24 protein-coding genes are annotated in these 26,989 nt (G+C 57.7%); 10 read left to right on the forward strand and 14 right to left on the reverse strand.

Going from position 1 to position 26,989, the window contains the following annotated elements:
- Positions 1-184 (forward strand): hypothetical protein (locus Q0J75_RS09620; RefSeq protein WP_297200260.1); only part of this gene is annotated, 184 nt, incomplete at its 5' end.
- 144 nt (positions 185-328) lie between these two features.
- Here the strand turns inward: Q0J75_RS09620 and Q0J75_RS09625 are convergent.
- Genes Q0J75_RS09625 through Q0J75_RS13215 form a run of 6 tightly spaced genes read right to left on the reverse strand, consistent with a single transcriptional unit; the run spans position 329 to position 10,366 of the window.
- On the reverse strand, positions 329-1,849 hold the full coding sequence (locus tag Q0J75_RS09625; RefSeq protein WP_297200263.1) for an S-layer homology domain-containing protein: 1,521 nt from the start codon (positions 1,847-1,849) through the stop codon (positions 329-331).
- Positions 1,846-3,678, reverse strand: a complete 1,833-nt coding sequence (locus Q0J75_RS09630; RefSeq protein ID WP_297200266.1) for an adenylate/guanylate cyclase domain-containing protein — start codon at positions 3,676-3,678, stop codon at positions 1,846-1,848. Before Q0J75_RS09630 ends, Q0J75_RS09625 begins: the two co-directional genes overlap by 4 nt.
- A gap of 27 nt (positions 3,679-3,705) precedes the next feature.
- Entirely contained in the window at positions 3,706-5,871 is a 2,166-nt protein-coding gene (locus Q0J75_RS09635) for a FecR domain-containing protein (protein ID WP_297200272.1), read from the reverse strand.
- Positions 5,868-6,677: an MBL fold metallo-hydrolase gene (locus tag Q0J75_RS09640; protein ID WP_297200275.1), complete on the reverse strand. Its 810-nt coding sequence runs from the start codon at positions 6,675-6,677 to the stop codon at positions 5,868-5,870. Before Q0J75_RS09640 ends, Q0J75_RS09635 begins: the two co-directional genes overlap by 4 nt.
- A 24-nt stretch (positions 6,678-6,701) precedes the next feature.
- Complete coding sequence (locus Q0J75_RS09645; RefSeq protein ID WP_297200278.1) at positions 6,702-9,143, reverse strand: ABC transporter permease; 2,442 nt, start codon at positions 9,141-9,143, stop codon at positions 6,702-6,704.
- Entirely contained in the window at positions 9,143-10,366 is a 1,224-nt protein-coding gene (locus Q0J75_RS13215; protein WP_363315732.1) for an ATP-binding cassette domain-containing protein, read from the reverse strand. Before Q0J75_RS13215 ends, Q0J75_RS09645 begins: the two co-directional genes overlap by 1 nt.
- 332 nt (positions 10,367-10,698) lie before the next feature.
- Here Q0J75_RS13215 and Q0J75_RS09660 point away from each other — a divergent pair, with 332 nt between their 5' ends.
- Positions 10,699-11,439 (forward strand): LytR/AlgR family response regulator transcription factor, encoded by a 741-nt coding sequence (locus Q0J75_RS09660; RefSeq protein ID WP_297200281.1) that lies wholly within the window; start codon positions 10,699-10,701, stop codon positions 11,437-11,439.
- Positions 11,440-11,526: 87 nt separating this feature from the next.
- Positions 11,527-11,619: a hypothetical protein gene (locus Q0J75_RS13220; protein ID WP_363315733.1), complete on the forward strand. Its 93-nt coding sequence runs from the start codon at positions 11,527-11,529 to the stop codon at positions 11,617-11,619.
- Between the two features lie 104 nt (positions 11,620-11,723).
- Here the strand turns inward: Q0J75_RS13220 and Q0J75_RS09665 are convergent, their stop codons facing one another.
- The 5 genes from Q0J75_RS09665 to Q0J75_RS09685 all read right to left on the reverse strand — a co-directional run bounded on the left by Q0J75_RS09665 (position 11,724) and on the right by Q0J75_RS09685 (position 18,251).
- Complete coding sequence (locus tag Q0J75_RS09665) at positions 11,724-13,421, reverse strand: methyl-accepting chemotaxis protein (protein WP_297200284.1); 1,698 nt, start codon at positions 13,419-13,421, stop codon at positions 11,724-11,726.
- Positions 13,422-14,076: 655 nt separating this feature from the next.
- On the reverse strand, positions 14,077-14,736 hold the full coding sequence (locus Q0J75_RS09670) for a TIGR03936 family radical SAM-associated protein (protein WP_297200334.1): 660 nt from the start codon (positions 14,734-14,736) through the stop codon (positions 14,077-14,079).
- Positions 14,729-16,564 (reverse strand): TIGR03960 family B12-binding radical SAM protein, encoded by a 1,836-nt coding sequence (locus tag Q0J75_RS09675; protein ID WP_297200287.1) that lies wholly within the window; start codon positions 16,562-16,564, stop codon positions 14,729-14,731. The genes Q0J75_RS09670 and Q0J75_RS09675 overlap by 8 nt, the downstream gene beginning before the upstream one ends.
- Positions 16,565-16,748: 184 nt before the next feature.
- On the reverse strand, positions 16,749-17,882 hold the full coding sequence (locus Q0J75_RS09680; protein WP_297200290.1) for an SLC13 family permease: 1,134 nt from the start codon (positions 17,880-17,882) through the stop codon (positions 16,749-16,751).
- Between the two features lie 144 nt (positions 17,883-18,026).
- Positions 18,027-18,251 (reverse strand): DUF6514 family protein, encoded by a 225-nt coding sequence (locus Q0J75_RS09685; protein WP_297200293.1) that lies wholly within the window; start codon positions 18,249-18,251, stop codon positions 18,027-18,029.
- A gap of 254 nt (positions 18,252-18,505) precedes the next feature.
- Here Q0J75_RS09685 and Q0J75_RS09690 point away from each other — a divergent pair, with 254 nt between their 5' ends.
- The 6 genes from Q0J75_RS09690 (at position 18,506) to Q0J75_RS09715 (ending at position 22,590) form a co-directional block, all read left to right on the forward strand.
- Positions 18,506-19,261 (forward strand): XRE family transcriptional regulator, encoded by a 756-nt coding sequence (locus Q0J75_RS09690; protein ID WP_297200296.1) that lies wholly within the window; start codon positions 18,506-18,508, stop codon positions 19,259-19,261.
- A gap of 388 nt (positions 19,262-19,649) precedes the next feature.
- Positions 19,650-20,141, forward strand: a complete 492-nt coding sequence (locus Q0J75_RS09695) for a helix-turn-helix domain-containing protein (protein WP_297200299.1) — start codon at positions 19,650-19,652, stop codon at positions 20,139-20,141.
- Entirely contained in the window at positions 20,142-20,381 is a 240-nt protein-coding gene (locus Q0J75_RS09700; protein WP_297200302.1) for a hypothetical protein, read from the forward strand.
- Positions 20,382-20,508: 127 nt separating this feature from the next.
- The gene (locus Q0J75_RS09705; protein WP_297200305.1) at positions 20,509-21,351 is read left to right on the forward strand and encodes a stalk domain-containing protein; all 843 of its coding nucleotides are present in this window, start codon (positions 20,509-20,511) and stop codon (positions 21,349-21,351) included.
- A gap of 29 nt (positions 21,352-21,380) precedes the next feature.
- Entirely contained in the window at positions 21,381-21,980 is a 600-nt protein-coding gene (locus Q0J75_RS09710; protein ID WP_297200308.1) for an RNA polymerase sigma factor, read from the forward strand.
- 7 nt (positions 21,981-21,987) lie between these two features.
- On the forward strand, positions 21,988-22,590 hold the full coding sequence (locus tag Q0J75_RS09715) for a hypothetical protein (RefSeq protein WP_297200311.1): 603 nt from the start codon (positions 21,988-21,990) through the stop codon (positions 22,588-22,590).
- Positions 22,591-22,637: 47 nt separating this feature from the next.
- On the opposite strand, the gene Q0J75_RS09720 is transcribed toward Q0J75_RS09715, so the two are convergent.
- From Q0J75_RS09720 to sfsA, 3 genes are all read right to left on the reverse strand, one after another.
- Entirely contained in the window at positions 22,638-23,333 is a 696-nt protein-coding gene (locus tag Q0J75_RS09720) for a GNAT family N-acetyltransferase (RefSeq protein ID WP_297200318.1), read from the reverse strand.
- Positions 23,334-23,471: 138 nt separating this feature from the next.
- Positions 23,472-25,181: an ammonium transporter gene (locus tag Q0J75_RS09725; RefSeq protein WP_297200322.1), complete on the reverse strand. Its 1,710-nt coding sequence runs from the start codon at positions 25,179-25,181 to the stop codon at positions 23,472-23,474.
- A 192-nt stretch (positions 25,182-25,373) separates the two neighbouring features.
- Entirely contained in the window at positions 25,374-26,054 is a 681-nt protein-coding gene (sfsA, locus tag Q0J75_RS09730) for a DNA/RNA nuclease SfsA (protein WP_297200325.1), read from the reverse strand.
- Between the two features lie 82 nt (positions 26,055-26,136).
- Between sfsA and Q0J75_RS09735 the strand changes: the two genes are divergently transcribed.
- Positions 26,137-26,778, forward strand: coding sequence for a DUF1643 domain-containing protein (locus Q0J75_RS09735; protein ID WP_297200328.1), 642 nt, complete (start codon positions 26,137-26,139; stop codon positions 26,776-26,778).
- Positions 26,779-26,989: the final 211 nt, after the last annotated feature.

The raw sequence follows: 26,989 nt of genomic DNA on the forward strand, positions 1-26,989 counted from the left end.
TCAGTATGTCAATATGGGGGTTCGGAAATGGCTTGAAAAAAGCGCAGAAAAACAAAAATACAAGTTGCGCAAAACCCCGAATCCATTGAGCCGCAAGGCTTTCCGGGCTGTATCTTTTTCGGCAACAAAAGACACGTCGGAGCAAGCTTTGTATCGCTTGCTCCGACTTTTTTATAAAATTTAGAGCGCACTCATTCCTCGGGGATTCCATCGACGTGAACGTATAAGGTATGAACCTTTCGCACCTGCATGACTCCATGATAGCATGAAAAACGGCCGCCCTTTGGGCGGTCGTTTTTCATTTATTCCATATCAACAGGACTGTTTGTTACTCCGCCGCCAGCGCGCCGCTGGCAGCCTGCTCCCCAAAGCGTTCCAGGATGGCGGCCACCTGGGCCCGGGTGGCGATTCCCTGTGGATTCAGGAAATCGCCCCCAACACCCTGGAGTATATCATGCTCCACCGCCCAGGTCATGGCCTCAGCGGCCCAATCGCTGACAGTCTCTCCATCCACAAAGTCCGTCAAAGTCTCACCGGCGGACTGTCCGCCCGCATAGCGGTAGAGCATCACCGCCAGCTGCTCCCGGGTGATGGGCTCCTCCAGGCCGGAGCCATCGGAGATACCGTATTCCATCGCCCATTGGAGCCCAGCCTCATACCAAGAATCTCCCTGGGCGCTATCCACGCCGTCATAACGGGCCAGCACTGTCATAACCATTCCCCTGGTCATAGCTGCATCAGGAGAAAAGTTTCCGTCCTCTCCGCCCTGAAACAGGCTGTTGGAGACGGCGACGCGCACTGCCGCAGCATACCAGGCATCCTCCGGCACATCCGTAAACGTGGGCGTATCCACCTGCGCGTCACAGGTCAGCAACACCCGCACAAACACATCCCCCACATACAGGGTATCCCCTTTTACAAGCAGGCTCCGTGGGGAAACCGGATAGGTGCCGTCGTTTTTCCCCACCAGCAAGGTTGTCACAAAACCGTCCTTCAGCGCCCGCACCGCGCCGTTGCCGGTATCAGCAATATACAGGGTGCCGTCCGCCCCCATCGATAAACCCTGGGGGTTGGAGAAACAGGCCTGCTCCGCCTCATCATTCCAATAGGCGCCCTGATCGTCCCATTCCCCAGAAAGGGCGGCTCCGGCCACCAGGTCCACCTCGTCCTCCTGAAGCGCTACGATCCGGTGGTTGCCACTGTCCGCCACATAGAGTACCCCGTCGGCATAGCACAGGCCGGTAGGGCTGGAGAACCGGATGGTTTTCCGGGAATTGCCCAAGGCAGAGCCCTCGCTGCTGCCGGCATAGGTAGTCACATTGCCCTCGGTGTCCATGGCCCGGATGACGTGGTTTCCGGTATCCGCAATGTACACCGTGCCATCCGCTCCCACGGCCAGACCGGTGGGCGAATCAAAGGCGGCCTCGATCCCCAGGCCGTTTTCATAACCCGCCTCCCCGGTGCCTGCGGCAGTGTATACCTGCTGCTGTTCCAGATTCAGGTAACGCAGCGTGTGGCTGCCCGCATCGGAAACCAGAAAGCCGTCCAGATAGGGCACAATGGCCCAAGGCTCTGAAAAAAGGGCCTGGTCAAAGCTCCCGTCCCGATAGCCGCCCAACGGCTGGCCCCACTGGTCAACAGGCTCTGTCTGACCGGCCAGCAACTCCGCTGTGCCATTCTCCACCGTCCAGATGGAGCGGTGATAACTGTCCGTCACATACAGGGTACCGCCCACCGATACCATGCCGGAGGGCGCGATAGAGGGGATCTCCTCCTCCACTTGGGCCGCTAAAGCAGGGGTGGTCAGCAATGCCCCAACCAAAAGCAGGGAAAGAACATTCTTTTTCATGGCAATACCTCTTTCTGCGCTGCGCCGTCCTCGATGCCCTCCAACAGAAAGACCTCCATCTTCTGTGCCTTACCTTTGAGGGAGATACCTCCCAGAGAGGTGGTGCGGATGCGGCTACCCAGCCGCCTGACCACCTCTGGACTGATGTAGATCTTCCCCGCCGGGGCGTTGGACTCCAGCCGGGAGCTGGTGTTCACCGTGTCCCCAATAGCGGTAAAGTCCATGCGCATCTCGGCGCCAATGTTGCCCACAACGGCACTGCCGCAGTGGACGCCGATACCAAAGGACACGGTACGGCCAAATTTCTCCAACAGCTCCTGAGAAAGGGCTTTGGAGCCCTCCACCATGTCCAGGGCCGCTTTACAGGCGTTCATCACATAGTCATCCTGAGGGATGGGGGCGTTCCAGATGGCCATGGTACAGTCCCCTACAAATTTGTCCAGGGTCCCGTGGTTTTTCATGATGCAGTCGGTGGTCAGGCTCAGATAGCGGTTGAGGATGGACACCACCTCCTGGGGGGTTAATACCTCGCTCATGCTGGTAAAGCCCCGGATGTCCACAAAAAGCACCGCGATATCGCACAGCTTGCCTCCCAGGCCCAGAGAGTCGGTGCCCTCCCGCAGCAGCTCCCCTACGATCTCGGGGGCCACATACCGTTTGAAGGTGTTGGAGATTTTCCGCTTCTCCAAAGCGGCCTGGACATAGTTGAAAGCCACCGCCCCCACGAAGAACACGGTGACGGTGAGGGGCAGCCACAGGGGGTGGAACACATAACCTGCACTGTACAGGCCGTTGCAGGCCAGCACGCTCCCTCCTGCCGCCACAGCCCACACCAGAACAGACCACACCAGCTTTCGGCCCAGGAAGAACCACAGGCAGGCCGTCGCCACCACAAAGAGCAGAGCGGCCTGGAGGCCGTCGGCCACTTCCGTCTTGAAAGACTGATGCAGCATTTGCTGGATCACATTGGCCTGATATTCCACCCCGTACATCAGGGAGGCCCGGTCGATAGCGGTGGTCACATAGTCGGACAGACCGGCGGCATAGGGGCCAATGAGCACGATGGCGTTATCAAAGAGCTCGGCAGGAAACTCTCCCGCCAGCAGGTCACTAACCGAGATCTCTTCGTAGAATCCACCGGGCAGGGCGGAATAGTCCACATAGAACCGGTACAGCTGGTCGGTGGGCACATCCAAAGTCTCCGGCAGGCCGTTGGCCGCAGCGTATTTCTGGTAAATGGCATAGGCAAAAGAGGGAACGCTCCGTCCGTCGGGCAGGTCGATCTGCAAAATGCTGTGGCGGAGTACCCCGTCCTGATCGTACATGGCGTTGATATGGCCCTGGGTGGTGACCGCCTCCAGGGCCTCGTAGGGCTCCTCATAGGAGAGCACCGAATAGTCCTTCAGGTAAAAGTTGCCTGTGTCCTCGGTGACCAGCTCGGTGCCGAAGTTGGCCACAGAGGCCACCACCACATTGCCGCAGGCCCCGGCGGCTTCGGCCAGCCAGGCGTCCAAGTCGGGGTCGGTCTCCCCGGTGTACAGGACGTCTATTCCAATCACCGCCGGCCGGCAGTCCGGGTCGGCATTGAGGGCCTCGATGGCCATGGCCATCACATCCCGCCCCCAGGTCTGGTAGGGGCCGATGTCCTCCATGGCCCGGTCGTCGATCCCCACCACAAAGATATTGCCGTCCAGGGCCTTGGGAGACTGGTACAGGGCGTCAGAGAGCATCTGATCCGGGTGATAAAAGGCGCCCAGCAGCGCCGCCAGGGTGAAGGCTCCCCCACAGACCAGGCAGACTAAAGCTTTTTTCAGGGTTTTCTGTTTCATGGATGCTCCTTTTCCAGACGTTCAGGTCTATCCTTCGCCCACCTCTGGGTTCTCCGGCTCATCCGTTGCTGGTGTGCTTGGAGCGGAGTTGACGGTGACCTGGCCACTGTTGGTACCTGCTACTGTGCCGTTTCCAGTAACGGCGCCTGTACCACTATAGTCGCCGTCGTTGGTAATGGTTCCCTCGTTGATGATGGTATGGTCATTCGTGATTTTTCCGCCGGTGTTATTTGTGATGGCGCCGTCGTTGGTAATCGTTCCAGCGTTGGTGATTTGGGCATCTGCATGGTTCGTGATGGTACCACCATTGGCGATCTGGCCGCCAGTGTCGTTGGTGATGACACCATCGTTGGTGAGATCGCCGCCGCTGTCAACGGTAATGGTCCCGCTATTGGTCAGCTCTCCCAATAAACCATTTCGTAATCCTTTGCTGCCTATCTGGATCTGTCCTGTATTGTGGAATGTACTAGTGTCTATTTCCACTCCATTTTGAATCCCGCAGCCTGTAATCATTCCCGAATTGGTCACGATTCCGCTAGTATTATAAAGATTTTGCCCACCGTTGACGGTCCCAAGATTATTGAGCATACCATAGTTGCTGACACTTCCACTGCCCTCAATAGTTCCACCGCTGTCGTTGGTCAGGCTGGCAGCAGTGTCCGCTCGGATCACATTGCCATTTTGCAGGGTACCGTTGTTCTGTATGATCCCGCTATTGCTCATTTGACCGCCATTGAAAATCTGACCATCGTTGGATACTATGCCGCCGCTATTGATACAAAGCGTCCCACCAAACTCATTGCTCATCGCTCCGCCGTTCATACCGTCACGACTTACTTCAAGCAGCACGTTTCCAGATACCGTCACGGTGCCGCTATTGACCACGCTTCCGCTGAGTCCGACTGTCAGGCTTCCTCCAGTCTGTACATCCAAGGTACCGCCATTGATGATCCTGGCGCTGTTTCCAAGGGCCAATGTTCCACCCTCCCGAATATTCAGCGTCTTACCACTGTCAACATTCACCGTCGCCGTTGCCTCCGGCGCGACGGCGACCGAAACGCCAGTCGGGACCTCTACGATATCGTAAGTAGCAAACAAAGCGTTGATCTCATCTGCTGTCATACCGTTGGTTATGATTCCTACCGGCGTTGGAGTTGGGGTCGGGGTGGGAGTTGGGGTAGGCGTAGGTGTAGGCGTTGGAGTCAGAGTCGGTGTGGGGGTAGGAGTCGGTGTGGGGGTCGGTATTGGGGTAAACGTAGGCACCGGAGTGGGCTCCGGATCAGGCCGGTACTCCGGGGTAGGTCTGGGTGTGGCGGTAGGGGCGGGTGTTGGCACCGGGGTCTGGAACACCGGCACTACGGTATGGTCTGCCTCCTGTTGGGCAAGCTCCTGCTCCACCTGCTGCCGCTCCTGTTCCGCCTGAGCTTCATCGGCCTCCAGCCGCTCCTCCGCGCCCCCAATGATATCCGCCAGAGGCAGATTGGAGTCCTCTTCCACCCGCTGCTGGAGCTGGGGGTCCCGGGCCAGCTCCACCGCCGCAAATCCGGGCACGTTCGCTTCGGTCATATCTGATACCTCTGCCCGCCACCGGCCTCCGGTCTCGGCTTCAGTCACATGGGCGATCTGACCCGCCCGCACCTTCACGGTCTGGTTTCCTCCGCCAATGGAGTTGGCCGCTGTCACCTCTACCTCGCCGTCTGTGATGACCACGGTAGAGCGGTTCTCATCCACCACGCTGACAATACCGGACGTGCCCCGGATACCGGTGACCATGGTGGATGTACGGATATTCATGGTCTGATTGGAGGAGAGGGGGGCGGTCACATGGAAGAAAAGCTGACCGGAGCACACCAACAGCTCCAGCTTGTTCCCCTGCTTACGCACCTCCACCTGGGTGGAGGCATCCAGCTTGACCGCCTTGGTGCTGTCCAGGCTGATATAGGCATAGCTTTTCCCGCCGGTGGTAACAGTATAGCCGTTGTACAGCTTCATGTTGGAGCGGACCGACAGGGCCTTGTCGTTGGCGTTCTTGACGGTCACAGTTCCGGTGGTGCTCACCAGCCGCATATCGCTGGCGGTAGCGGTGGCCGCCAGGGCGCCGGTGCACAGGGTAGACAAGATTACCAGGACCAGTCCCACCGACAACAGCCGCCGGGTCATATTGGTCCATCCGTCCTTCTTTCTTATGCTCATAAGAAAACCTCCTCTCCTCCCCGTCCAAAGCGGATACGGGGGTTCTGCGCCTGTATGGAGCGCTCCAATTCCAACAGCTGCTCGTCGGTCCGCTTTGGGTCGTGGTGGACCAGCAGAGTCTGCTGCGCGCCGCAGGCCGCTCCAATGGCAACGCTGCGTCCAATGGTGGAGTGACCGAAGCCTTTGGTGTAGGAATATTCCTCCGACGTATACTGGGCGTCCAGCAGCAGCAGGGAGCAGCCCTGAGCAAAGCTACAGAAGTCTTCGGGGTCGTCGCTCTGCGGCTCATAATCGGTGGCGTATACCACCGAAGCTCCTCCATAGAACAGCTTATAAATCGTGGAGCCGCCGGGGTGGAGGGAGTCCATGGTCTCCACCGCTACCGGGCCGATAGAAAAGGCATCCTTCACGTCATGAAAGCGGGTCTCCGCCTTAAGGGCGTTGGTCCTGATGGGCCAGAGGGGGGGCGCCATCAGGGCCTCCACCTGCTCCCGGCCGGAGCAGCCCTCCCTTGTCTTCAGGTACACATCACATTGACAGCCACCGTCAAACAGAGGCGGAAAGATAGGAAACCCCATCAAGTGATCCACATGGGCGTGGGTGATAAGTACAGAAAACCGCCTGTTGGGAAAAAAGTCCTGCCAGGCCCGGCCGGACAGGCCAGTTCCGGCGTCCAGAATCATGGTCTCTCCGCCGGCGTGGACCAACACACAGCTGGTGGCCCCGCCAAATTGGGCAAACTCCGGGCCATGGACGGGAACGGTGCCCCGCACCCCCAGCAGTTTGACCTGTATGGCATGGTCCATTTTTGCTCCTCCTCTCTACCGCTGTCAGTTGGAGCTGACGTTGGTCAGACTCAGATGATCGATCTTTCGTAGGGCGACAATATTTACCACCACGGCAAACACCGCCATAATGGCGCAGGCCAGCAGGCAGGCAATCAGATTAGGTGTGCGTACATAGTGCTCCGCCCCCGCCTCAATGATCCGCATATCAATATAGGCCATGGCCACGCCCAAGAAGCAGCCCGCCACCAGACCCAGGATGATAAGCATCACATTGTCCTTGCAGACGTAAGCCTTGGTCTGGCTCAGGGTATAGCCGTTGACCCGCATAACCGCCAGCTCTCTGGCCTTGCGGCTGATGTACATGGTGATCTGGTTGAGGAGTACCAGCACCAACATGACGGCCGACAGAATGGTGCAGATGGCGATCACCAGATCCAGCTCTCTCCCCGAGCGGGTATACTCGCTGTTGTCCCGCAGGGAGAGATAGCCGTCCATCCCTTGGACCTGCTGGGCAAGGCCGGTCACATCCCCCTGGAGCAAGAAGACGCAGGGGTCCGGGCTCTCCCCCATGACCTGCTCATAGTACCTGCTGCCGGTCACCACCAGATTATAGGGCAGGTAATGTTCAATGATGCCATATACCATCGCCTTTCGGACCCGGCCCTTGTCGTCCATCAGCTCCATGGTACTTCCTACCGACAGCCCCATGGTCTCCGCCGCCCGGCGGGACACCAGCACACTGCCCTGCGGGATCAAAAACTCCCGGTCACTGGAAATATCGGATAATTTGAAAAAGCCCTCTAAACCCTTCGGGTCGTCGGAGGTCACCACATGGGCAGTCTCCCAGGCGCCGCCCTCCCCACGGACGTTTTTCAGCTTATCCTGAATTAGCGTATAGGAAATCCCTTCCCGGTCCAGCAGGTCGGCAAAGTCCTGTACCGAGCCGGTCTGGCTGTCCACCACCAGCCGGTAATCATAGGAGGCATAGTGGTCAAAATGGGTCTGGGCGGCGTTCTGGATGCCCAGCTTTATGGAAAAGCAGACCACCAATAGGGCAGTACAGCCCATAACACCTACCACGGTGGCGGCCATGCGACCCTTGTTGCTGAGCACATTTTTAATCATGGTGCGGGAGTGCAGGTTGAGCTTCTGGTATCCCCCCCACTTCTCAAAGAACAGCCGCTTACCCCGGGTAGGCGCGTTCCCCCGGAGCAGGTCAATGGCGGGCTCCTTCACCAGCTTGGCACAGGTGGCAAAGGTGGCGATCAGGAACACCGCCAGGCACACCACCCCGGAAATGAGGGCAGTGGACCAGGTAAAGGCCAGGGGTATGGTTCCAATGCACAGCTTGGGCGCAAAGATATTCAGGGCCAGATTCTCTACAACGGTGATGGCCAGAAACCAGCCCAGCAGAATCCCCAGCACGGCACAGGAAAGATTGTACAGGGTGTAGTGTTTGAAAATTTCCCCCGGGGTAAAGCCCAGGGCCTTCTGGGCGCCGATGAGGACCCGCTGTTCCCGGATGACTCTGGTAATGGCGGCAAAGCAGATCACCACGGCCACCAGCAGGAAGAGCAGGGCCATGACATAGCTCAGACCATAGATGGTATCCACAATGATGGCGACGCTCCGCACATCGCCCACATTTTCCCGGCCGGAGAGGACCCAGTCCTCCATCTGAAACGCCTCCGCCTCGCCCTGGACACTGGCGCTCAATTCCTCATAGCGCAGCTGAGCCCGCTCCTGGGCCAGAGGCTCCAGGCGATCCAGATAGGCCGCCTCCCCTTCTTTATAGGCGTTGGAGAAGTAGTACATCCCGTCCAGCACATCGCTGTCGATGTAGGCGGTGGTGTAGCAGTCGCTGTAATAGTCTCTGTCAAAGGCATCCTCTGGCAGACAGACATAGTATTCGTTGGAGCCCAGGCCCACCGTGCCGGTGCCACGGGCATCCAACAGGCTGACTGCACAGAATACCGGCATATTGATGATGGCGGTAACCTGGAAGGTATCCCCTGTCAGACAGCCATCCTGCTCCAGGGTAATGGTGTCCCCCACCCCGATGCCCTCTTTCCGGGCCATGTTTTCTTCAATGGCCACCTCACCGGCGGCGGTGGGCAGACTGCCCTCTATCACCACAGGCTGATTGATGGTGTCCAGCAGCGAGCGGGCCTGAACCAGGATACGCTCCTGGCCAGTGTTCAGCAGTACCGAGTCGGTGTAGCCTCCCTCTACCGCCGTCACGCCCTCCCAACCGGCGATAGCATCCAGGTCAGCCTGGGTAATGCCGTTGGCACAGGCAATTTCCAGCGTCTCCAGGTTATTTTCCTTAAAATAGCGGTCGCTCTGTTGCAAAATGGCGTTGCCGGAGGACTGGAAGCCGTGAAAGATGGCGATGCTCACCGCAGCGATGACCGCCACGGCCAGATAGGAGATACCGCCCTTGCGGATGCTGCGCAGTAAATGCTTTCCCTCAGCTTTTCTCATTACCACACCAACTCCTTCGCGCTGGCAGGATGACGGTTGACGATGATCTCGGATACCACGCCGCCCTTCATACGGATCACCCGATTGGCCATTTTGGCGATCTCCTCGTTGTGAGTCACCATCAGCAGAGTGGTCCCCCTCTTGATGACCTCCTCCAAAACGGTAAGTACCTCAATGCTGGTCTCATAGTCCAGCGCAGCCGTGGGCTCGTCGGCCAGGATGATCCGGGGCTTCTTCATCAAAGCCCGGGCGATAGATACCCGCTGCTGCTGGCCGCCGGACATCTGGGCGGGATAGTTGTCCTTCCGGCCCAGCAGGCCTACCCGCTCCAGAGCCTGCTCTGCATCCATGGGGTCGTTGCACAGCTCGCCGATAAAGTCCAGGTTTTCCTTGGCGGTAAGAGTGGGCATCAGGTTGTAGGCCTGGAAGATAAAGCCCACCGCATTGCGGCGGTACATGGTCAGGGTCTTGTCATCGGCCTTGGAGTAGTCCTTCCCGTCGAAGAGGAAGGTCCCGGTGGTGAGTTGATCCATACCGCCGATGATGTTGAGCATGGTGGACTTGCCGCAGCCCGACTCACCCAGGATCACCAGAAATTCCCCTTCCTGGACCTCCAGATTGACCCCCTTGAGGATCTTGATCGCGGTCTCCCCGGAACCATAGGTCTTGGTCACGTTTTGCAGGGAGAGGATGGTCTTTTTCTCCTTCACAAAACCCAGATTGAGTCCCTTGTCATCAATGGCGATGGCGGTGAGCATGGCCAGATTTTCGCACAGCTCCACGTCGTCATCGTTATAGAGAGAGCCGTCCTTTTTGTTGATGATCTGGATGCAGCCGATGACCTCATACTTGTTGATTAACGGGACGCACACCATGCTGCGGGTAACAAAGCCGGTGGTCTCGTCAAAGCGCCCGGCCCACCGTTCATCCTTCTGGCAGTCTTTGACCACGGTAGTCTTGCCCTTCTGGACCACCATACCGGCAATGCCCTCCCCGGCGGCCAGGCTCAGGCCGGTCAGGTCTGCCCCGCCAATCCAGAAAGAGGGATAGATCCGTTTATCTCCATTGGAATTGTAAAACCAAATCGTACCCGCTTCGGCCCCCACGGCCCGGACCACTTCTCCCAAACTGGTACGCAGGGCATCCTCCAGAGACTCAGCATCCTGGAGCAATCTGGTGATTGTCCATACCACTTGTGTGTAATTGATGCGCTCTTGCTTCATTTTATCCCCCTCGTTTCCTGTTTCTCATGGGTTGATCGGTTCTGCCAGCCAGGAATATCATCCATTATTTCCCACATCTTTTTCTCTGCATTACTTTGAAGGGCTGGCCGCTGCGTGGTATAATAAAAAAATGGCATGTGGCGGCGGCATGGAAGGCCTCCGGCACAGCCTTTTCTGTGGAGTGTCTGGCCGGATCGTCTCCTTTGGTGACCGTCCGAACTTTTTTTAAGTTATCATACTGTCACTCCCATTTCAATAAATCCGCCGCAAATGGTCCTCACTGACCGCAAACGGCTTATTTATACAGTATGACGGAAATCGAGGTGCTTTTTGTGGCGCATATCATTGAAATTGCCGTTGTAGACGATCAGACATACGACCGGGAGCAAATCAGCGCCTTGCTGAGGGAGTACGCAGCCAGCAAGCACCACGCTTGGCAAGTCCGCTGCTTTGCCAGCGACCAGGCCTTTCTGGACACGCTGACGCCCGGGCGCTACGGGATGGTTTTTCTGGACATTCTGATGGATGGGATAGACGGCATGGAAACCGCCCGACGGCTTCGGGCTATAGATCCCAACACACTGCTGGTTCTGATCACCACCGAGGCAAGCTACGCGGTAGAGGGCTATGAAGTGGAAGCGGCAGGATTTCTGGTCAAGAAAAGCGGAACCCTAAAACAGCATTTTGATGCTTTGATGGCCCGGCTGGAGCAAAAGATACAGGAAGATATTGTTTTGGAGCTGCCCGGCAGCCTGGCTGGTATTCCTGTACCTGCCAGCGCATTGCTCTATGCGGAAGTTTTGAACCATGTGATGAAGCTTTGCCTGAAAAGCGGCAGTTATATGGTCCGCATGAGCCTGAAGGAGCTTATACCGTTGCTGCCCCAAGACGGCCGTTTCTTTGAGTGTCATCGCGGAATTGTGGTCAATCTGGACGCGGTGGTATCTCTGGACAGCCAGGTGGCGACCCTGAGCGACGGCTCCACCCTGCCGGTCAGCCGCCGCAGACGGGCGGAGCTGGAGCGGGCTTTTGCCGCCCGGAGCATTTCCAAAACAAGAGGGGAGCTGTCATGACCTATTTTCTCTATATACTGTGCTCTTCCCTCCCCTGCCATATCATTCCATTTTCCCAATACTGGGACTTTCCATGGTACCCAATCCATCCGTTACCTGGCCCAGCAGTACCACGGCGTGGTGGAATTTCAGTGGAACGACGGGATGTTTCTTGCCTCTGTTTTCCTTCCGTCCCCATAACGGCTCCACGCTCAAAAGAGCTGTCATTTTTACAGTAAAACAAAAAGGATGCGTCTCAGGCAAGCAAAGCTCTGAGGCGCATCCTTTTTCCTATGTATGTTCAGTTATTCCCAATTATTGGGGTTGGTTGTATCCAGCAGAGTGAAGGAATCCACCGACCGCTTCATGACCAGAGCCTGGCTGGACAGCTGCTCACTGGCGGCAGCGCTCTGCTCAGAGGTGGCGGAATTGGTCTGAACCACACTAGAGATCTGGTCCACACCGTTGGTGATCTGGTCCATGATCTCGGCCTGCTGTACCGCCATGTCCGCAATCTGGCCCACCACGTTGGTCACCAGCTGGGAGCCCTCTACCACATCCACCAGGGCTTTTGCGGTCCGCTCCGCAATCTGGGTACCATTTTCGATGGCTATCGTGGTCTCCTCAATCAAAGTCGCCGTGCTCTTGGAGGCCTGGGCAGACTTGCCCGCCAATGTACGGACCTCATCGGCCACCACGGCAAAGCCCTTGCCGGCGTTACCGGCCCGGGCGGCCTCCACGGCGGCATTCAGTGCCAGAATGTTGGTCTGGAAGGCGATGTCCTCCACGGTCTTCATGATGGCGCTGATCTTGGTGGACTTGTCGCTGATCTCCTGCATGGCAGAGATCATTTCCTTCATCTTTTCATTGCACTGCATCATCTGCTCGCTGGCACTGTTGGTCTGGACGCGGGCCTGCTCCGCGTTTTCCTTGGTCTTCTGGATCTGCTGATTGACCTCTCCAATGGTAGAGGCCAGCTCATCCACAGCGCTGGCCTGCTCAGCGGCTCCCTGGGCCAGGCTCTGCGCTCCGTCAGCCACCTGATCGGCGCCGGCGCTGATCTGAGTAGCCGCATTGTCCATTCCGCTCAGCACTTCGCACATCTGATTGCGGAAGCTGGTGATAGACTTCTGAATGTGGGCAAAATCACCCAAAAATTCAACGGGGCAGCTGATATTAAAGTTTTTGTTGGAGAATTCCTCCATGGCGTAATCGATGGCGTCTACATACTTTTTCAGCTCCCGGAAGGAGAAGTTCATCTGCTTTGTCAGCAGACCAAACTCGTTGTTGGCCTGATAGTCAATCTCAGTATGCAGATTTCCCATAGACAATGCCGTCACAGCATCGGTGATCTTGTTGGTAGCTCCGGTGATGTTGGCGGTAGCCCGGAAGGCAAAGCCCAGGCTGATGGCCAGAATGACCACAAACAATCCCACAGCCAGGACGATCACAATGATGACCTCCTGCTGCAGCGCGATGGAATTCTGATCTTTCTCCTCTGTAATAACCTCGTCGATCTGTGTTACGATGGACACCAGGTTGGACAAAGCAGGGGAGCACTCGTTGATGATGATCTCACGGGCGGCCTCTTTGTCACCCTGGTCCAGCTCGGCAATGGCCCGGTTCGCGATAGAAAACCAGTTGTTAAAGGCATCCTCATAGGTCTTGGCCAGGCCGTCCTCTTCTCCATGAGCCTCTTTGAACGCCTCTATCTGCTGGGTAATGTTGTCCAGATTGGTAGAGATGTTTTCCTTCAGCGCATTATAGGATGCCTGATCCTCTACCAGCACCATCTCCCGCAGATCCCGGGCCGCCACGTTGGCGGAGATCCGGCAGTTCTTTACCGCCGATTCCGCACTCAGGGTATCGTGAAGGAAGTTCTGCATGGTGCCCCGCAGCATCAGAATTCCTGTGACGCTGGCCAAGGTCAGAATGGTGGAGAGAACGATGATAATGGAAAAAACGGCTAACAGATATTGCTTGAGCTTCAGCTTTCTAAACATATTGTCGATCCTTTTTCCAGATTGAAATCAGCCACAGGCTAAGCAAAAAAAGATATGGATATATTTCCATATCTCTTTTCCTCCAAAAAACATGCAGGTTTTTAGGATTTTTACCCCGCTTTACCGTGGAAATCACCGCTTGCAAGTACACCCACACGTCTCCATATGGTATGCCGCGGGGCGCTCTGCCCAACGTCAAACTATATTGGCACAGATATGTAAATATGCTTCAAAAATCCAACATACATCGAATTTTCCAGGGAAAATATGTCAATTTTAAAACAAAATCAGCCCAATAGGCACATGCGCTGTTCCAGGCTGCACCTGAGCTGTACGCCCGCCAAATAATACGGAACCAGAGCGCTTCTCCTTATTTAAGAAATAAACCTGGAAATAAAGCATTAGATGCCATAATATTTTCCAAGGTCCACAACATGGGAAATGATATCACACAATGTTTTATTTTTCAAGTGTCCTCTTATATTTTTTCACTTTTTCATCTAATTGCATAGGGATCCGACTTCGCTTGGCCGCTCTGTCGCCAGTTTGGCAAATCCATCTCCGGCCAACTGCCCAGAACAAAAAACAGGGTGTACCGCATCCGTGGCGGTACACTCTGTTTCTTTGCCTGATTTTCTCTGATTAGGGAACCTTTTTACATCCAAGGCTGGAGCTGCTGGTCCAGCACCGCCCGGCGGTGGAATACCGCATAGTCAGGGGCAACTTCCGGGCAATGGGCGCGGATGGCTGTCATAATCAGCTCAGGATTGAGGCCGGGATTCTGGGCCTTGAGGATCAGGTCCAAGGCGATGGTGTCCCGCCGCTCCTCCACAGTGGCCCGGGCAATGAGGGGGATCAGATCCACCTCCACCTTACCGGTTTTGGCCTTCTTGCTCCGCTTCTCCACCACCAGGCTGTCCCGGCTCAGCAGACCCCGGATGGCAGACTCCGCCCCAAAGGGCGCCCCCGCCTCATACTCCAGGGTGACGATATAATTGACGTAAGATAACTCCTTGACCGGCCGGACGCCCTCATAGCAGCGGTGGACGGTGATACCGGCAGGCAGGGCGGCGTTCATACGCCGGGGCACCTCCTCCAGCGGAGTATCCAGCACCTGGCACTCCAATACCTCGCAGCCGCTGGAATAGCCCACCGAAAGGGGCAGCGGAATGGAGACAAAGGCATGGGGATTGAAGCCCTCGGTGTGCTTGATGTGGATACCCGCTCGCAGGAAGGCCCGCTGGAAGGTGCGCATCAGATCCAGGTGGGAAATAAATTTGGCGGTATCCGCCTTGGAAAAGGCCAGTCTATGCATCACATTTTCCTCCGGGATAGAGCTTATTGGCCCCGCAGCCGGTACACTGGACCCGGCAGTCGGGGGTAATGACCGCCTCATAGGCCCGCTCCCGCTCCCGCCACAGGAATTGTTTGCTGACCCCCACAGAGGTCACGTCCCAGGGCAGCAGCTCGTCCTTGTCCCGGGTGCGGTTGGCGTAAAAGGCCGGGTCCACGCCGCAGGCGGCAAAGGCTGCCAGCCAGCGGTCAAAGTCAAAATATTCGCTCCAGGCGTCAAACTTGGCTCCCTGCCGCCAGGCCGCCTCGATCACATCGGCCACCTTCCGGTCGCCCCGGGCAAAGACCGCCTCCAGGAAACTGGTCTGGGAATCGTGCCAGTTGTAGCGGATGGAACGCCCCCGCATGTGGTCCCGCAGCAGCTTCACCCGCCGCTGATACTCCTCCATGGTGATCTGGGGCTCCCACTGGAAGGCGGTGTGGGGCTTGGGCACAAACCAGGCGGTGGATACGGTGATGGTCACTCCCCGCTTGGGGTTGGGGGTGACCTCCTTCCAGGTCTTGTACACCTTTTCCGCCAAGTCGGCAATGCCCAGCACGTCCTCGTCGGTCTCGGTGGGCAGGCCCAGCATAAAATAGAGCTTCACGCTGGACCAGCCGCCGGAAAAGGCGGTGCGGCAGGAGCGGAGCAGGTCCTCCTCAGTGACATTTTTGTTGATGGCGTCCCGCAGCCGCTGGGTGCCCGCCTCGGGGGCAAAGGTAAGGCCGGACTTGCGCACATGCTGCACCCGCTCCATCAGCCCCAGGGAGAAATTGTCTGCCCGCAGGGAGGGCAGGGACAGAGACACCCGGTTGGGCTCGCACCAGTCCAGCAGTCCGTCACACAGGTGCTCCAGGGGCCGGTAGTCGCTGGTGGACAGAGAGGAGAGGGTCATCTCCTGATAACCGGAGTCCTTGCAGGCCTCAATGCCCTGCTTCAGCAGGATCTCCGGGTCTCTGGACCGCACCGGCCGGTAGGCATAGCCCGCCTGACAGAACCGGCAGCCCCGGATACAGCCCCGGAACAGCTCCAGCATCACCCGGTCATGAACGATCTCGGTGGAAGGCACGATGGTCTTGACCGGAAAATAGCTCTTGTCAAAGTCCTGAACGATCCGCTTGGTCACCACCTCAGGGGCTCCCTCTCTGGGGGTCACCTGGGCCAGGGTGCCGTCGGGATTGTAGCACACCTCGTAGAGGGCGGGCACATACAGTCCGGGGATCTGAGCGGCGGCGATCAGGAATTCCTCCTTGTTCCAGCACTCCTCCCGGGCCTTCCGGTAGAGCTGGATGATCTCCACGCTGACGTCCTCCCCCTCTCCCAGCACAAAGAGATCCACAAAGGGGGCCAGAGGTTCAGGGTTATAAGCACAGGTGCCCCCCGCCACCACGATGGGGGACAGGCTGGTGCGCTCCTCGGCGCGCAGGGGCAGCCCCGCCAGGTCCAGCATATTGAGCACATTGGTATATGCCATCTCATAGCCCAGGGAGAAGCCGATCAGATCAAAGTCCGCGATAGAGTCGCCGCTCTCCAGGCCGTAAAGCGGGATACCCTCCCGGCGCATTTCCTCCTCCATATCGCCCCAGGGCGCAAACACCCGCTCACACCAGACGCCCTCCATCTGGTTCATGACCCCATAAAGAATGCGCATACCCAGGTTGGACATGCCGATCTCATAGGTGTCCGGAAAGCAGAGCGCATAGCGCACATCCACCTCCCGCCGGTCCTTCACCACCGCGTTGTATTCCCCGCCGGTATAGCGGGCAGGCTTTTGTACCCGGGGAAGGATATGTTCCAACGTACGATTCATGTCATGCCGAACCCTCTCTGTTTGAATATCTGCCGCAGCCCTTCAACAGCGGGCCGCTCCAGAACCGGCGACCGGTGTGACCGGCCGCCGGGCTTGTTTAAAAAAGAAGCAGTATGTTATTATACTATGCCCGGCTTCTAATTACAAGCTGTAATCCAGGCAGTTTTCCACCAAATTCGACCGTTCAAACAGGAAGCAGCCCCATCAATATCACACTGCCCACCAAAATGGCCAGGGCTACCACATTGGCCAGGGTAAATACCAGCAGGTACCGGCCCAGCCGGGCGCCGGGGGACTTCAGATAGGCTTTCAGAGAGATGAGACTGGCCAGCGAGGCGATGGGTGTACCCAGACCGCCGATATTGGTGCCCAGCAGCAGGCCGTGCCAATCGGAGGTAAAGCCGGAGAGGAGCACCGCCGCCGGTACATTGCTGATGACCTGACTGGCCACGCCGGAGGCCAGGGCAGTATTTTGGGCCATGACCTGGGTCAACACCTCCCGGACAGGGTCGCAGGCCCCTACGTTGCCCGCAAACAGAAAGAAACAGAAGAAGGTGGCCAGCAGGCCGTAGTCCACCTTGCGGAACAGGGGCCGGTCAAAGAGCAGCATTCCGGCAGCCACCACCACCAACAGCGCAGGATAGGGCAGCACCCGGAACACCGACAGCAGGCAGAGTACAAACAATCCAACCATCAGCCCCAGCCGGCCGGGGCTGCGGATCGCCGCCTGTTCGGAAAAGGTGACCCGAATACCCTCCGGCTTGACACACAGGGAGGCCGCTACCAGCCCCGCCAGACTGATGAGGGTCAGGGGCACCATGGTGGCGAAAAATTGCCCGGCGGTCAGTTCATAGTTAGCATAGATATACAGGTTCTGGGGGTTGCCCACCGGGGTGGCCATGCTGCCCAGATTGGCAGCGATGGTCTGGAGCACCACAATGTAGATCAGCCGCTCGGTCCGGCCGATGAGCCCAAGCACCAGCACCGCAAAGGGTACAAAGGTAATGAGTGCCACATCATTGGTCACCAGCATGGACACAAAAAAGGGCAGCAGCACCAGGGCCAGGGTGACAAAGCGCATCCGCCGCTCCCCTGCCAGCAGCCGCTGGGCCAGCACCGCAAACACGCCGCACTCCTGCAGCCCGACCACCACCGCCATCAGGCAGAACAGCAGGGTCAGCACCCGCCAGTCAATATAATTCAGATAGTCCGCCGAGGGTGGATTGAGCGCCACAGAGGCGGCGGCGCACACCGCCGCGATACACAGCACCGGCTCCCGCTTCCAGAAGCGGAACAGCGCAAAGGTTTTTTGCTCCATGCAAGGTCCTCTCCTTCATTCACACAGGAAAAAAGCCACCCTGGCGGGTGGCTTTTTTCTCTGCCTTACACAATCGCCTTTTTTCGGTTTCAGTTTACCTGATTCCAAAGCGGCGGTCAAGGGTCTGTCCGCATTTTCGGCGCCTCAGGAGCGGCGAAAATCCTCCACAACGTCGGCAAGATGGACCGGGGAGACCCTTGCGCTGTTGCAGCACTCCGCCAGACGGTTGACCTCCTGAAAATCGGTGGAGATGCGTCCGACGCAGATTCCGTTGTGTCCCCGAATGCCATACATTTGAGGGCGGGAAGCCCGGTCCAGAAATACATGGTATGCCGCGTGGTGCTTGTTCATGGTTTCCTCTCTCCTCATTTTCTCAGATTTCGGTTTGGATTTCGCTCTTTCACGACAAATTTCGTCCTTTTTCTCCCTGTTTAAGTGCTATGCTTTTTATCACGAAAATTTCCCTTTTTTCCACATACCCCTTTCAACATCTTGTATTTTTCCCTCTCCGCATACTCTATATAATGTATTGCCTGTAAATTGTCAATGCCGGCAGGTCATTTTGTCCACAGACCGGGAGGTTTTGTCCGCATCCGGTCGGCGGTCTTACTGGAGGTGTGCCTATGTCTCTAATGGTGGAAAAACTGGCATATATCAAAAAGCTGCGCCATTTGACGTCGGAGGATATTTCCCGTATGTCCGGTGTGCCGTTGGGCACGCTGAACAAAATCCTGTCCGGACAAACCAAAAATCCGGCAGTGGGTCCCATGGACCGCATCACCCGGGTTTTGCGGGTCCCCATCCGCTACCTGCTGGACGATGAGATCCCGCCGGAGTGCTGCGTCACCGCCAACAGTCAGGACGGGGTGGTCCTGCTCTCTCCGGAGGAGCTGCGGCTGCTGCTGGAGCTGCGGCGGATGGAGCCCAGCCGCCGTCGGGCTGCCGGGGTCATGCTGGCCTTGATGAGTGCCGCCTGTGTAAAATCCATCGGTACCGTGTCGGTCAAACGTACCTTCTGCTACAGCACCGGACCATCCAGCGCCCCGCCTCTTCAGGCTATTCTCATCCCGGAGGTGGACGCCGCTGCCCGGGAGGCTGACTTTGCCGTGCTCCTCAACGACCGCAGCATGGAACCGGTCTACCCTTCCGGCTCGGTGCTCCTGTGCGCCCAGCGCCGCCCTACCGCCCAGGAATACGGGGTTTACCTGTTTAATCATGAAGTGCTGCTCCGCCGCCTGTGCCGCCGCCGGGGCGTCACCCGGCTGCTGGCCCCCAGTCTGGCCTTCCCCGATCTACAGGTGGAGGCGGGCGACCATCTGGACTGTATGGGCACCATCACCGGACAGGCCCGGGGCTGCCGCTGGGAGCAGGTGCCCTGATCCCTATCCTTTGAGCAGTCTCAGGTCCCTTGACGCCTTCAAAACCCCGGCCTTGCTGTGTACCCCCAGTTTCCGGTAAATATACTGCCGGTTCAACGACGGCCCCCAGCGCCCGCCGCCAGTATTCCTGACAGACTGGTCTGTGCTCCACATAACGCAATTTCCAGAAAAAATGACGCCATTGGGCCTTGTTTGAACATAGTCAACATACCCAATCAGCGGGTCTTTTGCCTTCTGGACCGCCCTGCACGGTGGCATACAACTGTCGGTTGTCGTTTGATTCTACCGCCAGTTGAGCCGTGCAACCGGCGGTCCCTTTTCTTTTTTCCGCCAAACTCATATAATAACGGTTGTCAAATCAGTCGCTTTGCGCAGAAAGAGGTCATTTATGAATACAACCCTTGGTACGCGGATCAACATGCTCCGCAAGCGGAACGGCATCACCCAGGAAGAGCTGGCGGAGCAGATGGGCGTCTCCCCCCAGGCCGTCAGTAAATGGGAACAGGATCTGAGCATCCCGGACCTGCCGGTGCTGTCGGCACTGTCGGACTATTTTCATATTTCTCTGGACGAGCTGGTAAAAGGCGCCCGCACCGACGTGCAATTTGTGCCCCCCGAGGCCAGAAAAAACGCCGATCAGATGTTTTTACGGGTGCGGGTACACACCACCCAGGGGGATACAGTCAAGATCAATCTGCCCCTGGCACTGGTGCGTATCGCAGCCCAGCTGGATGTGGCACTTCCCCAGTTTCAGGGCAGCGAGCTGTTGCGGCAGCTGGACCTCAACGCCATTCTGGCCCTGATCGAAGGCGGCGCCTGCGGCAAGCTGGTAGAGGTGGAGAGCAGCGAGGGAGACACCGTGGAGGTTGTGGTGGAGTAAATGCGGCTGAACATCAAAACCGAAGGCTTTCGTCTGCGGCTGATCCTGCCTACCTGGCTGGTCCTCAACCGGCTTACCCTCTCTATCGCCCTGCGGGCTGCCCACCGTGTTCTCCCCCTCTCTCCGGAGGAACGCTCCCAGCTGCTCCGCCAATGCCGGCAGCTGCGCAGGGTGTGCCGGGGTGTGCCGTTGGTGGATATCCGCACCAGCGCCGGCGAGAACATTCTGATCCGCCTGTGACACTTCCTTGCTGATTTTCAGCATTGTTTTTTCTTGCGCTGCAACATTTTCTCTCTGCCAGCTGTATCTAAAGTGTCACAGGGTGAGAGATCCTCTCTCCCGCCATCTGCTGGAAAGGAAGATTGTTATGAAAAAACTCGCTCCCATTCTGCTGTCCCTGACGCTGGCCGGTTCCCTGTCGCTGCCGGCACTGGCTGCTTCCACCACCGCAAATCCGCCCACCGCGTCTTCCGCCCCCGCCTCCGGCTACACCCTGCAAGTCAACGGCACGGAGACCGGTCTGGAGGGGTGCATGATGGTCCCCCTCCGGGCACTGGCTGAAAACCTGGGCTTTACCGTGACCTGGAACGGCTCCTCTATCCGGGTAGACTCGGACCGGGTCCACACCGACGTGACTCCAGGTGTGGATCGCTATGTGATTACCACCAGTCTGGACGGCATGGTGGGGATGAGCGCCCCCTTCTCCCTGGGCTGCCCTCCCTGCGTCTCCAACGGTACCACTTATGTTCCTCTGGCCCTCTTTGACGCTTTGTTGGGCAGCGAGGACGCCATCACCGGTGACAGCGGTACCATTTCCATCCAAACCACCCCCTCCTCCCAAATCCCAAACCCATTTGTAAGCTGCACTACCCTGGCAGAGGCAGATGAGCAGGCCGGATTTTCTTTGACCCTTCCCGCGGACTGTCACATCTCCAGCCTCTCGGTTGTGCCCCACACCATGATCCAGGCCAACCGGGCCGATGGTCTGACCATTCGCAAGGCGGTGGGCAGCGAAGATATCAGCGGGGACTATCATCCCTATTCTCAGTCAGAAACCGTCTCTGTCTCTGGAAAATCCATCACGCTGAAGGGGGAGTGCCAGCTGGTCATGGTTGCCCTCTGGACGGCGGACGACTATACTTATGCCATCCAAAGCGAGACCGGCCTGAGCCGTGACGCCATGCTGGCTCTGGCCGCCGAAGTGGCATAATTGCCGGAACACACAAGGAGGGGATCGCCATGACCGCTGTCCGCGGCCTGAAACAGCCGTTTCTAAAACGGCATGGAACCAGACTTCTTTCCGCCCTCCGGCATCTGGTTTCCGCCGCTTTGGAGGAGCAGCCCCGGCAGCAGACGGTCAACGCCCAGGCCGCCCGGATGCTGGATACCTATGGCAACAGCATCCTGCGTCTGGCCTACTCCTATCTCCACAATCAAAGCGATGCGGAAGAGGTGCTTCAGGACACGCTGCTCCAAGTCCTGCGGACCGCTCCGGTGCTGGAGAGTCCCCAACACGAAAAGGCCTGGCTGCTGCGGGTGGCGGCCAACCTGAGCAAAAACCGCTTGAAGTATAACCGTCTGCGGGATACCGATGAGCTGAGCGAACAGCTGGTGGCGGAGCAGCGGGAGGACCTTTCCTTTGTGTGGGAGGCGGTCAAAGCCCTGCCGGTACCTGCCCGGGCGGCCATTCACCTTTTTTATCAGGAGGGCTGTTCCACCGCCCAGATTGCATCCATTCTGGGGCGAAAGGAATCCACGGTTCGCTCAGATCTGCGGCGGGGCCGGCTCCAGCTGAAACAGATTTTAAAGGAGGCGTATGACTTTGGGCCGGAGCTATGAGGAAATCATGTCCAGAATTCAGGTGACCGACGCCATGCGGTCTCGCATGTTAAAGCAGCTGGCGCAAACGCCTTCCGCTTCTGCCCGCCGTCCGACGCCCATTCTTCGGCGGGCTCTGGCCACCGCCGCCTGTCTGGTCCTTGTACTGGCAGGCCTTTCCACCCTGCCCCACGTTGTCTCTCCCCAGCCTTTGGAAACGCCCATAGGTTCCCTTACCGCAGTTCCCACCCTTCAGGATGCCTCCTCCGCGGAAGCGCTTTCCGCCCTGGTCGGCTTCCCGGTATCTGACCTGGAGGGTCTGCCCTTCCTGGTGGAAACCAGCACCTATACCGCTTATGGGAAAGAGCTGGCCCAGATCCGCTGTGAGGGCGAGGGCCAGTGGGCTCTGCTCCGCAAATCAATTGGTACCTCTGATAACTCCGGCGATTACACCGCCTATGCCGTTCAGTACACCTATCACCTGGACGGGTATACCGTCACGCTGAAGGGCGATGCCGAAGATAGCTTTGTACTGGCGCTGTGGAACGATGGAAATGAGTCCTATTCTCTCCGCCTCTCCTCTGGACTGGAGCAGACGGCTTGGGACCACTTGATCTCTCTAAACAGCTGAGAAAGACACCAGGCGCCGCAGATTGCGGCGCCTGGTATTTTGTGTATTCAGTTGGGCAGCATCCGAAACCACCTGCTCTGGATACCGGCGGCCTTGAAGCCGGTCCGGCGGTAGAGGGAAAACGCGTGCTCGTTGTCCGTGGCCACCAACAGCTTACAGCGGGTATGTCCCGCTGTGGCCAGTACCTCCATAACTGCATAGAGCAATTCCCGGCCCAAGCCCCGGCCCCGTACGCCCTTTCGCAGGGCGATTCCTTCAATCTCCGGTGGCTCCTGGGTCAGGTCCAGCTCATAGACGCCCGCTGTCACGCCATCTACCACCGCAAATCCACAGCGGTGTCCCTCCTCCAGCGCCCGGTCCAAGTCGGCCGGTCCATAAGTGGCGGAATTGGGCATTTCAAAAAAGCACTCGTTGTGCAACGCCAGCCAGGCCCCGCCCCGCCCCCGGGTGAGAGGCTCCAGGGTCAATCGCATCGGACGGCCGGGCAGCTGGGTCAGGTCCCTTTGCAGCTCCATCATATCCCGCACAAATTCCAGCCGGCAGTCCCCCTGCCAGCCCTCCTCCAGCGGGGCGCCCGGGTCCCGGGAGGTCACAAAGAGCTCGGTGGCCCCCTGGCTCAGCAGCTCCTGTCGGCCCCGCAGCAGCAGCTCGTCCAGCTCTCCGGTCCGGCATCGCTTGATGACCAGATATCCTTTTCCCTTGGCCGTGATCTCCCCGGCATAAATTTGATAGGCCGACTGCATACCCATCCCTCCTGGACGCTGCCCGCAAAGACCGGTTTTCCAGGCGTTTCGCCTGATTTGGTATCCACTAATATACCACAGCCCCCCGGATTTTGACAAGTCCGGAGGGCTGTGGCTATCTAAAAAGGCCTTTGCGTCTTACTCCTCACCCTGAAGGGCATCGTAACCATGCTCGCCGGTACGCACCTTGACCACATCCTCCACATCGTAGACAAAGATCTTACCGTCTCCAATGCCGCCGGTGTAAAGGACCTTCTTGGCAGTATCCACTACCTGGGCCACCGGCACCTTGGATACCACGATCTCCACCTGTACCTTGGGCAACAGATTCATGGTCATAGGCACGCCCCGGTAATACTCGGTCGTACCCTTCTGGATGCCGCAGCCCAGCACCTGGGTTACCGTCATACCGGTGACGCCGATGCCGTTCATGGCGCTCTTCAGGTCTTCAAACTTGGCCTGATTGCAGATGATGGTCACGTTGGTCAACTTGGGCTGACCCTCAGCGCGGGCAGCGGGCTGCGCCACAGTCTGGACCACCTCCAGCACTTCATTCTGCCCGGCGTGATAGGGCTCGGGATAGGCGTCCGCCTTGGCCACCGCAGTCATACTGGTGGACTGGCTGAAGTCGGCATAGGCGGTGGGCAAGCCGTGCTCGTGTATATCCAGACCCTCCAGCTCCTCCACCGCAGAGGCCCGCAGACCAATGGTGTGCTTGATGACGCTGAAAACGATGAGCATGGTAACCGCCACCCAGGCAATGACACAAATGACGCCCAAGCATTGGGTCAGGAAAAAGCTGGCGCCGCCGCCGTAGAATAGGCCGCCATCTACAGCCAGTAGACCGGTCAGCAGGGTACCCATGGCGCCGCACACGCCATGGACCGAGATGGCGCCCACAGGGTCGTCGATCTTGAGCACCTTGTCAAAGAACTCCACCGCCAGGGGCAGTACGATACCGGCACAGATGCCGATGATGGCGGCACCCTCCACCGACACCACGTCACAGCCGGCAGTAATGGCCACCAGACCGCCCAGAGCTGCGTTGAAGGTCATGGAAACATCAGGCTTGCGGAAACGGATCCAGGTAAAGAGCATGGTGGTCACACAGGCCACCGCAGCGGACATGTTAGTGGTAACAAAGATGCGGCCCGCAGCAATAATAGTGTCGTCGCCAGTCATGGAGACCGTGGAGCAGCCGTTAAAGCCGAACCAGCAGAACCACAGGATAAATACACCCAAAGCCGCGATAGACAGGTTATGGCCCAGAATGGCCCGAGGCTTTCCCTCCTTGTCGTACTTACCGATGCGGGGCCCTAGGATCTTGGCGCCGATCAGCGAGGCCACCCCGCCCACCATATGGACTGCGGTGGAACCGGCAAAATCGTGGAAACCCAGCTGAGACAGCCATCCGCCGCCCCAGATCCAGTGGCCGGACACCGGGTATACCACTGCGGAGATCATCAGCGAATAAATGCAGTAGGAGATAAACTTGGTGCGCTCTGCCATGGCCCCCGACACGATGGTGGCAGCGGTGGCGCAGAACACCGTCTGGAAAATGAAGAAGGCGAAAAAGGGGACGCCCTCCGGCAGGATGGCGGAATAGTCGCCCTGTACAAAGGGATCAAAGCCGCCGATGATAGCTCCCGCGCCACCGAACATCAGGCCAAAGCCCAGCAGCCAGAAGATGGGTGTACCGATACAGAAGTCCATCAGGTTTTTCATTAGAATATTGCCTGTGTTTTTCGCACGGGTAAAGCCCGCCTCACACATGGCAAAACCGGCCTGCATAAAGAAGACCAGCGCGGCGCCTAACAGCACCCAAATCGTGTTGACCGCCGAATACATACAACATTCCTCCCTGAACGCAAAAACGCCCGCTTCGCCTTCCTCGGCGAAACGAGCGTCTCTGCTTGATGGATGCAGTGTATGCTATTTTTTGTTTTCTGTCAATGGTACTCTTGCACATTTGGTGTAAATTGAGAAATTTTTTCTTTTATGCTCCATATTTTTGCAAGTTATTTATATGGTTATTGCATATTATAGGCAGACAGGAACAGGCTCAGCTATCGTCAGCGTTTCCGGCGTCACGCGACAGGTATGCGCTAAGATCTGCACCCCCGCTTGGGCCGCTTTCCGAAGTGTTTGGCCAAAAGCGGGGTGGGTGCTGTCATTGGGGGCAAAATCCTTCATCCCTTCCATCTGGAGCACAAAGCACACCGCCGCTTCATAGCCCTCATCCTGGCAGCGGATCAGCTCCTCCAAATGCTTGACCCCCCGTTCCGTGGGCGCGTCAGGAAACCGGGCATGGCCGTTCTCTTCCAGAGTAACGCCCTTTACCTCCACAAAGCCTCGCCGGTCGCCTACCTCCCAGTAAAAGTCAAACCGGGAGCTGCCCCAAGTGGTCTCTGGCCGGAGCTGGGTCAGTCCGGGCAAAAATCCCCCCTGATCTGCCCACTCCCGAAAAACCTGGTTGGGGGCCTGGGCATCCATATTGATGAGCAGTTCCCCCTTCTCTACGGCGATCAGATCATATTTGGTCTTGCGGGCCGGATTGGCGCTCTGTTCCAGATAGACGGAGGCCCCCGGCACCAATAGCTCCCGGCAACGGCCTGTATTCTTGACGTGGACCACCTGAGTGGCCCCATCCACTTCCACATGGGCAATAAATCGGTTTGGCCGGGTCAGAAAAATTCCTTTTTTCACGTTTTGGTATTGCATTGCTTTCCTCCTGCCTGTATCCTGTTAGAGAGCCTATTTTATCAAACGGCATCTTTAAGCCGTTCCCTCAGGAGGTTTTTCTATGCATATCCCCACCTGCGGCACTGACCAGCAGCCTATAACGCCCTTTTCCCAGGCGTTGGAGGAGGCCTTGCTGCCCCAAGCTGACTATGACGTATCCCGCTGGCTCTATGTTCCAAATCGCTACTGTGATTACCGTTATATCCTGGGTACCCGGGGTAGCCGCCCTCTGATCTGTGTGGGGATCAATCCCTCCACTGCCGCCCCCAACGCTCTGGACAACACCCTGAAATCGGTAGAGCGCATTGCGCTGGGCAACGGATATGATAGCTTTATCATGTTTAACGTCTATGCCCAGCGGGCCACCCGTCCCGATGATATGGAGCAGACCTGCAATCCCTACTTACACCAGGAAAACATGGCGGCCTTCCGGTGGGCGCTGGAGCAGACCAGCTCAGGTGCCCCTGCCGTTTGGGCTGCTTGGGGAGCCATCATTGAGAAGCGTCCCTATCTGGTCCGCTGTCTCAGTGATATGCTCCAGATCAGCCGGGAGCTAGGCGCTTGCTGGTACTCCGCCGGGGCCCGTTCTAAAAAAGGGCATCCTCACCATCCCCTGTATCTGCGCAAAGGCAGTACATTGGACCCCTTCGATGTCTCCCTCTATATGGAGCAGAGCCTCAGCGCGCTCTCTCTTCTCCCGTGAAATAATTCGGTATCTCACTGTGGCCCGCCGCCCCGACAGATCTTCGGAGCGGCGCCACATGCCTGCTATTTGGACAGCATTTTCTATTTCCACATAAAATTTAAAAAAGGACGAACTTCTAAAGAAGTTCGTCCCAGCCTGTCGAAAAAGTCCCAGCCTGTCGAAAAAGTCCAGCAAAAGCTGGGCTTTTTCATTTAGATGAGATAAAATA

This window comes from uncultured Flavonifractor sp. (genome assembly GCF_944385615.1).
Classification (GTDB): domain Bacteria; phylum Bacillota; class Clostridia; order Oscillospirales; family Oscillospiraceae; genus Flavonifractor.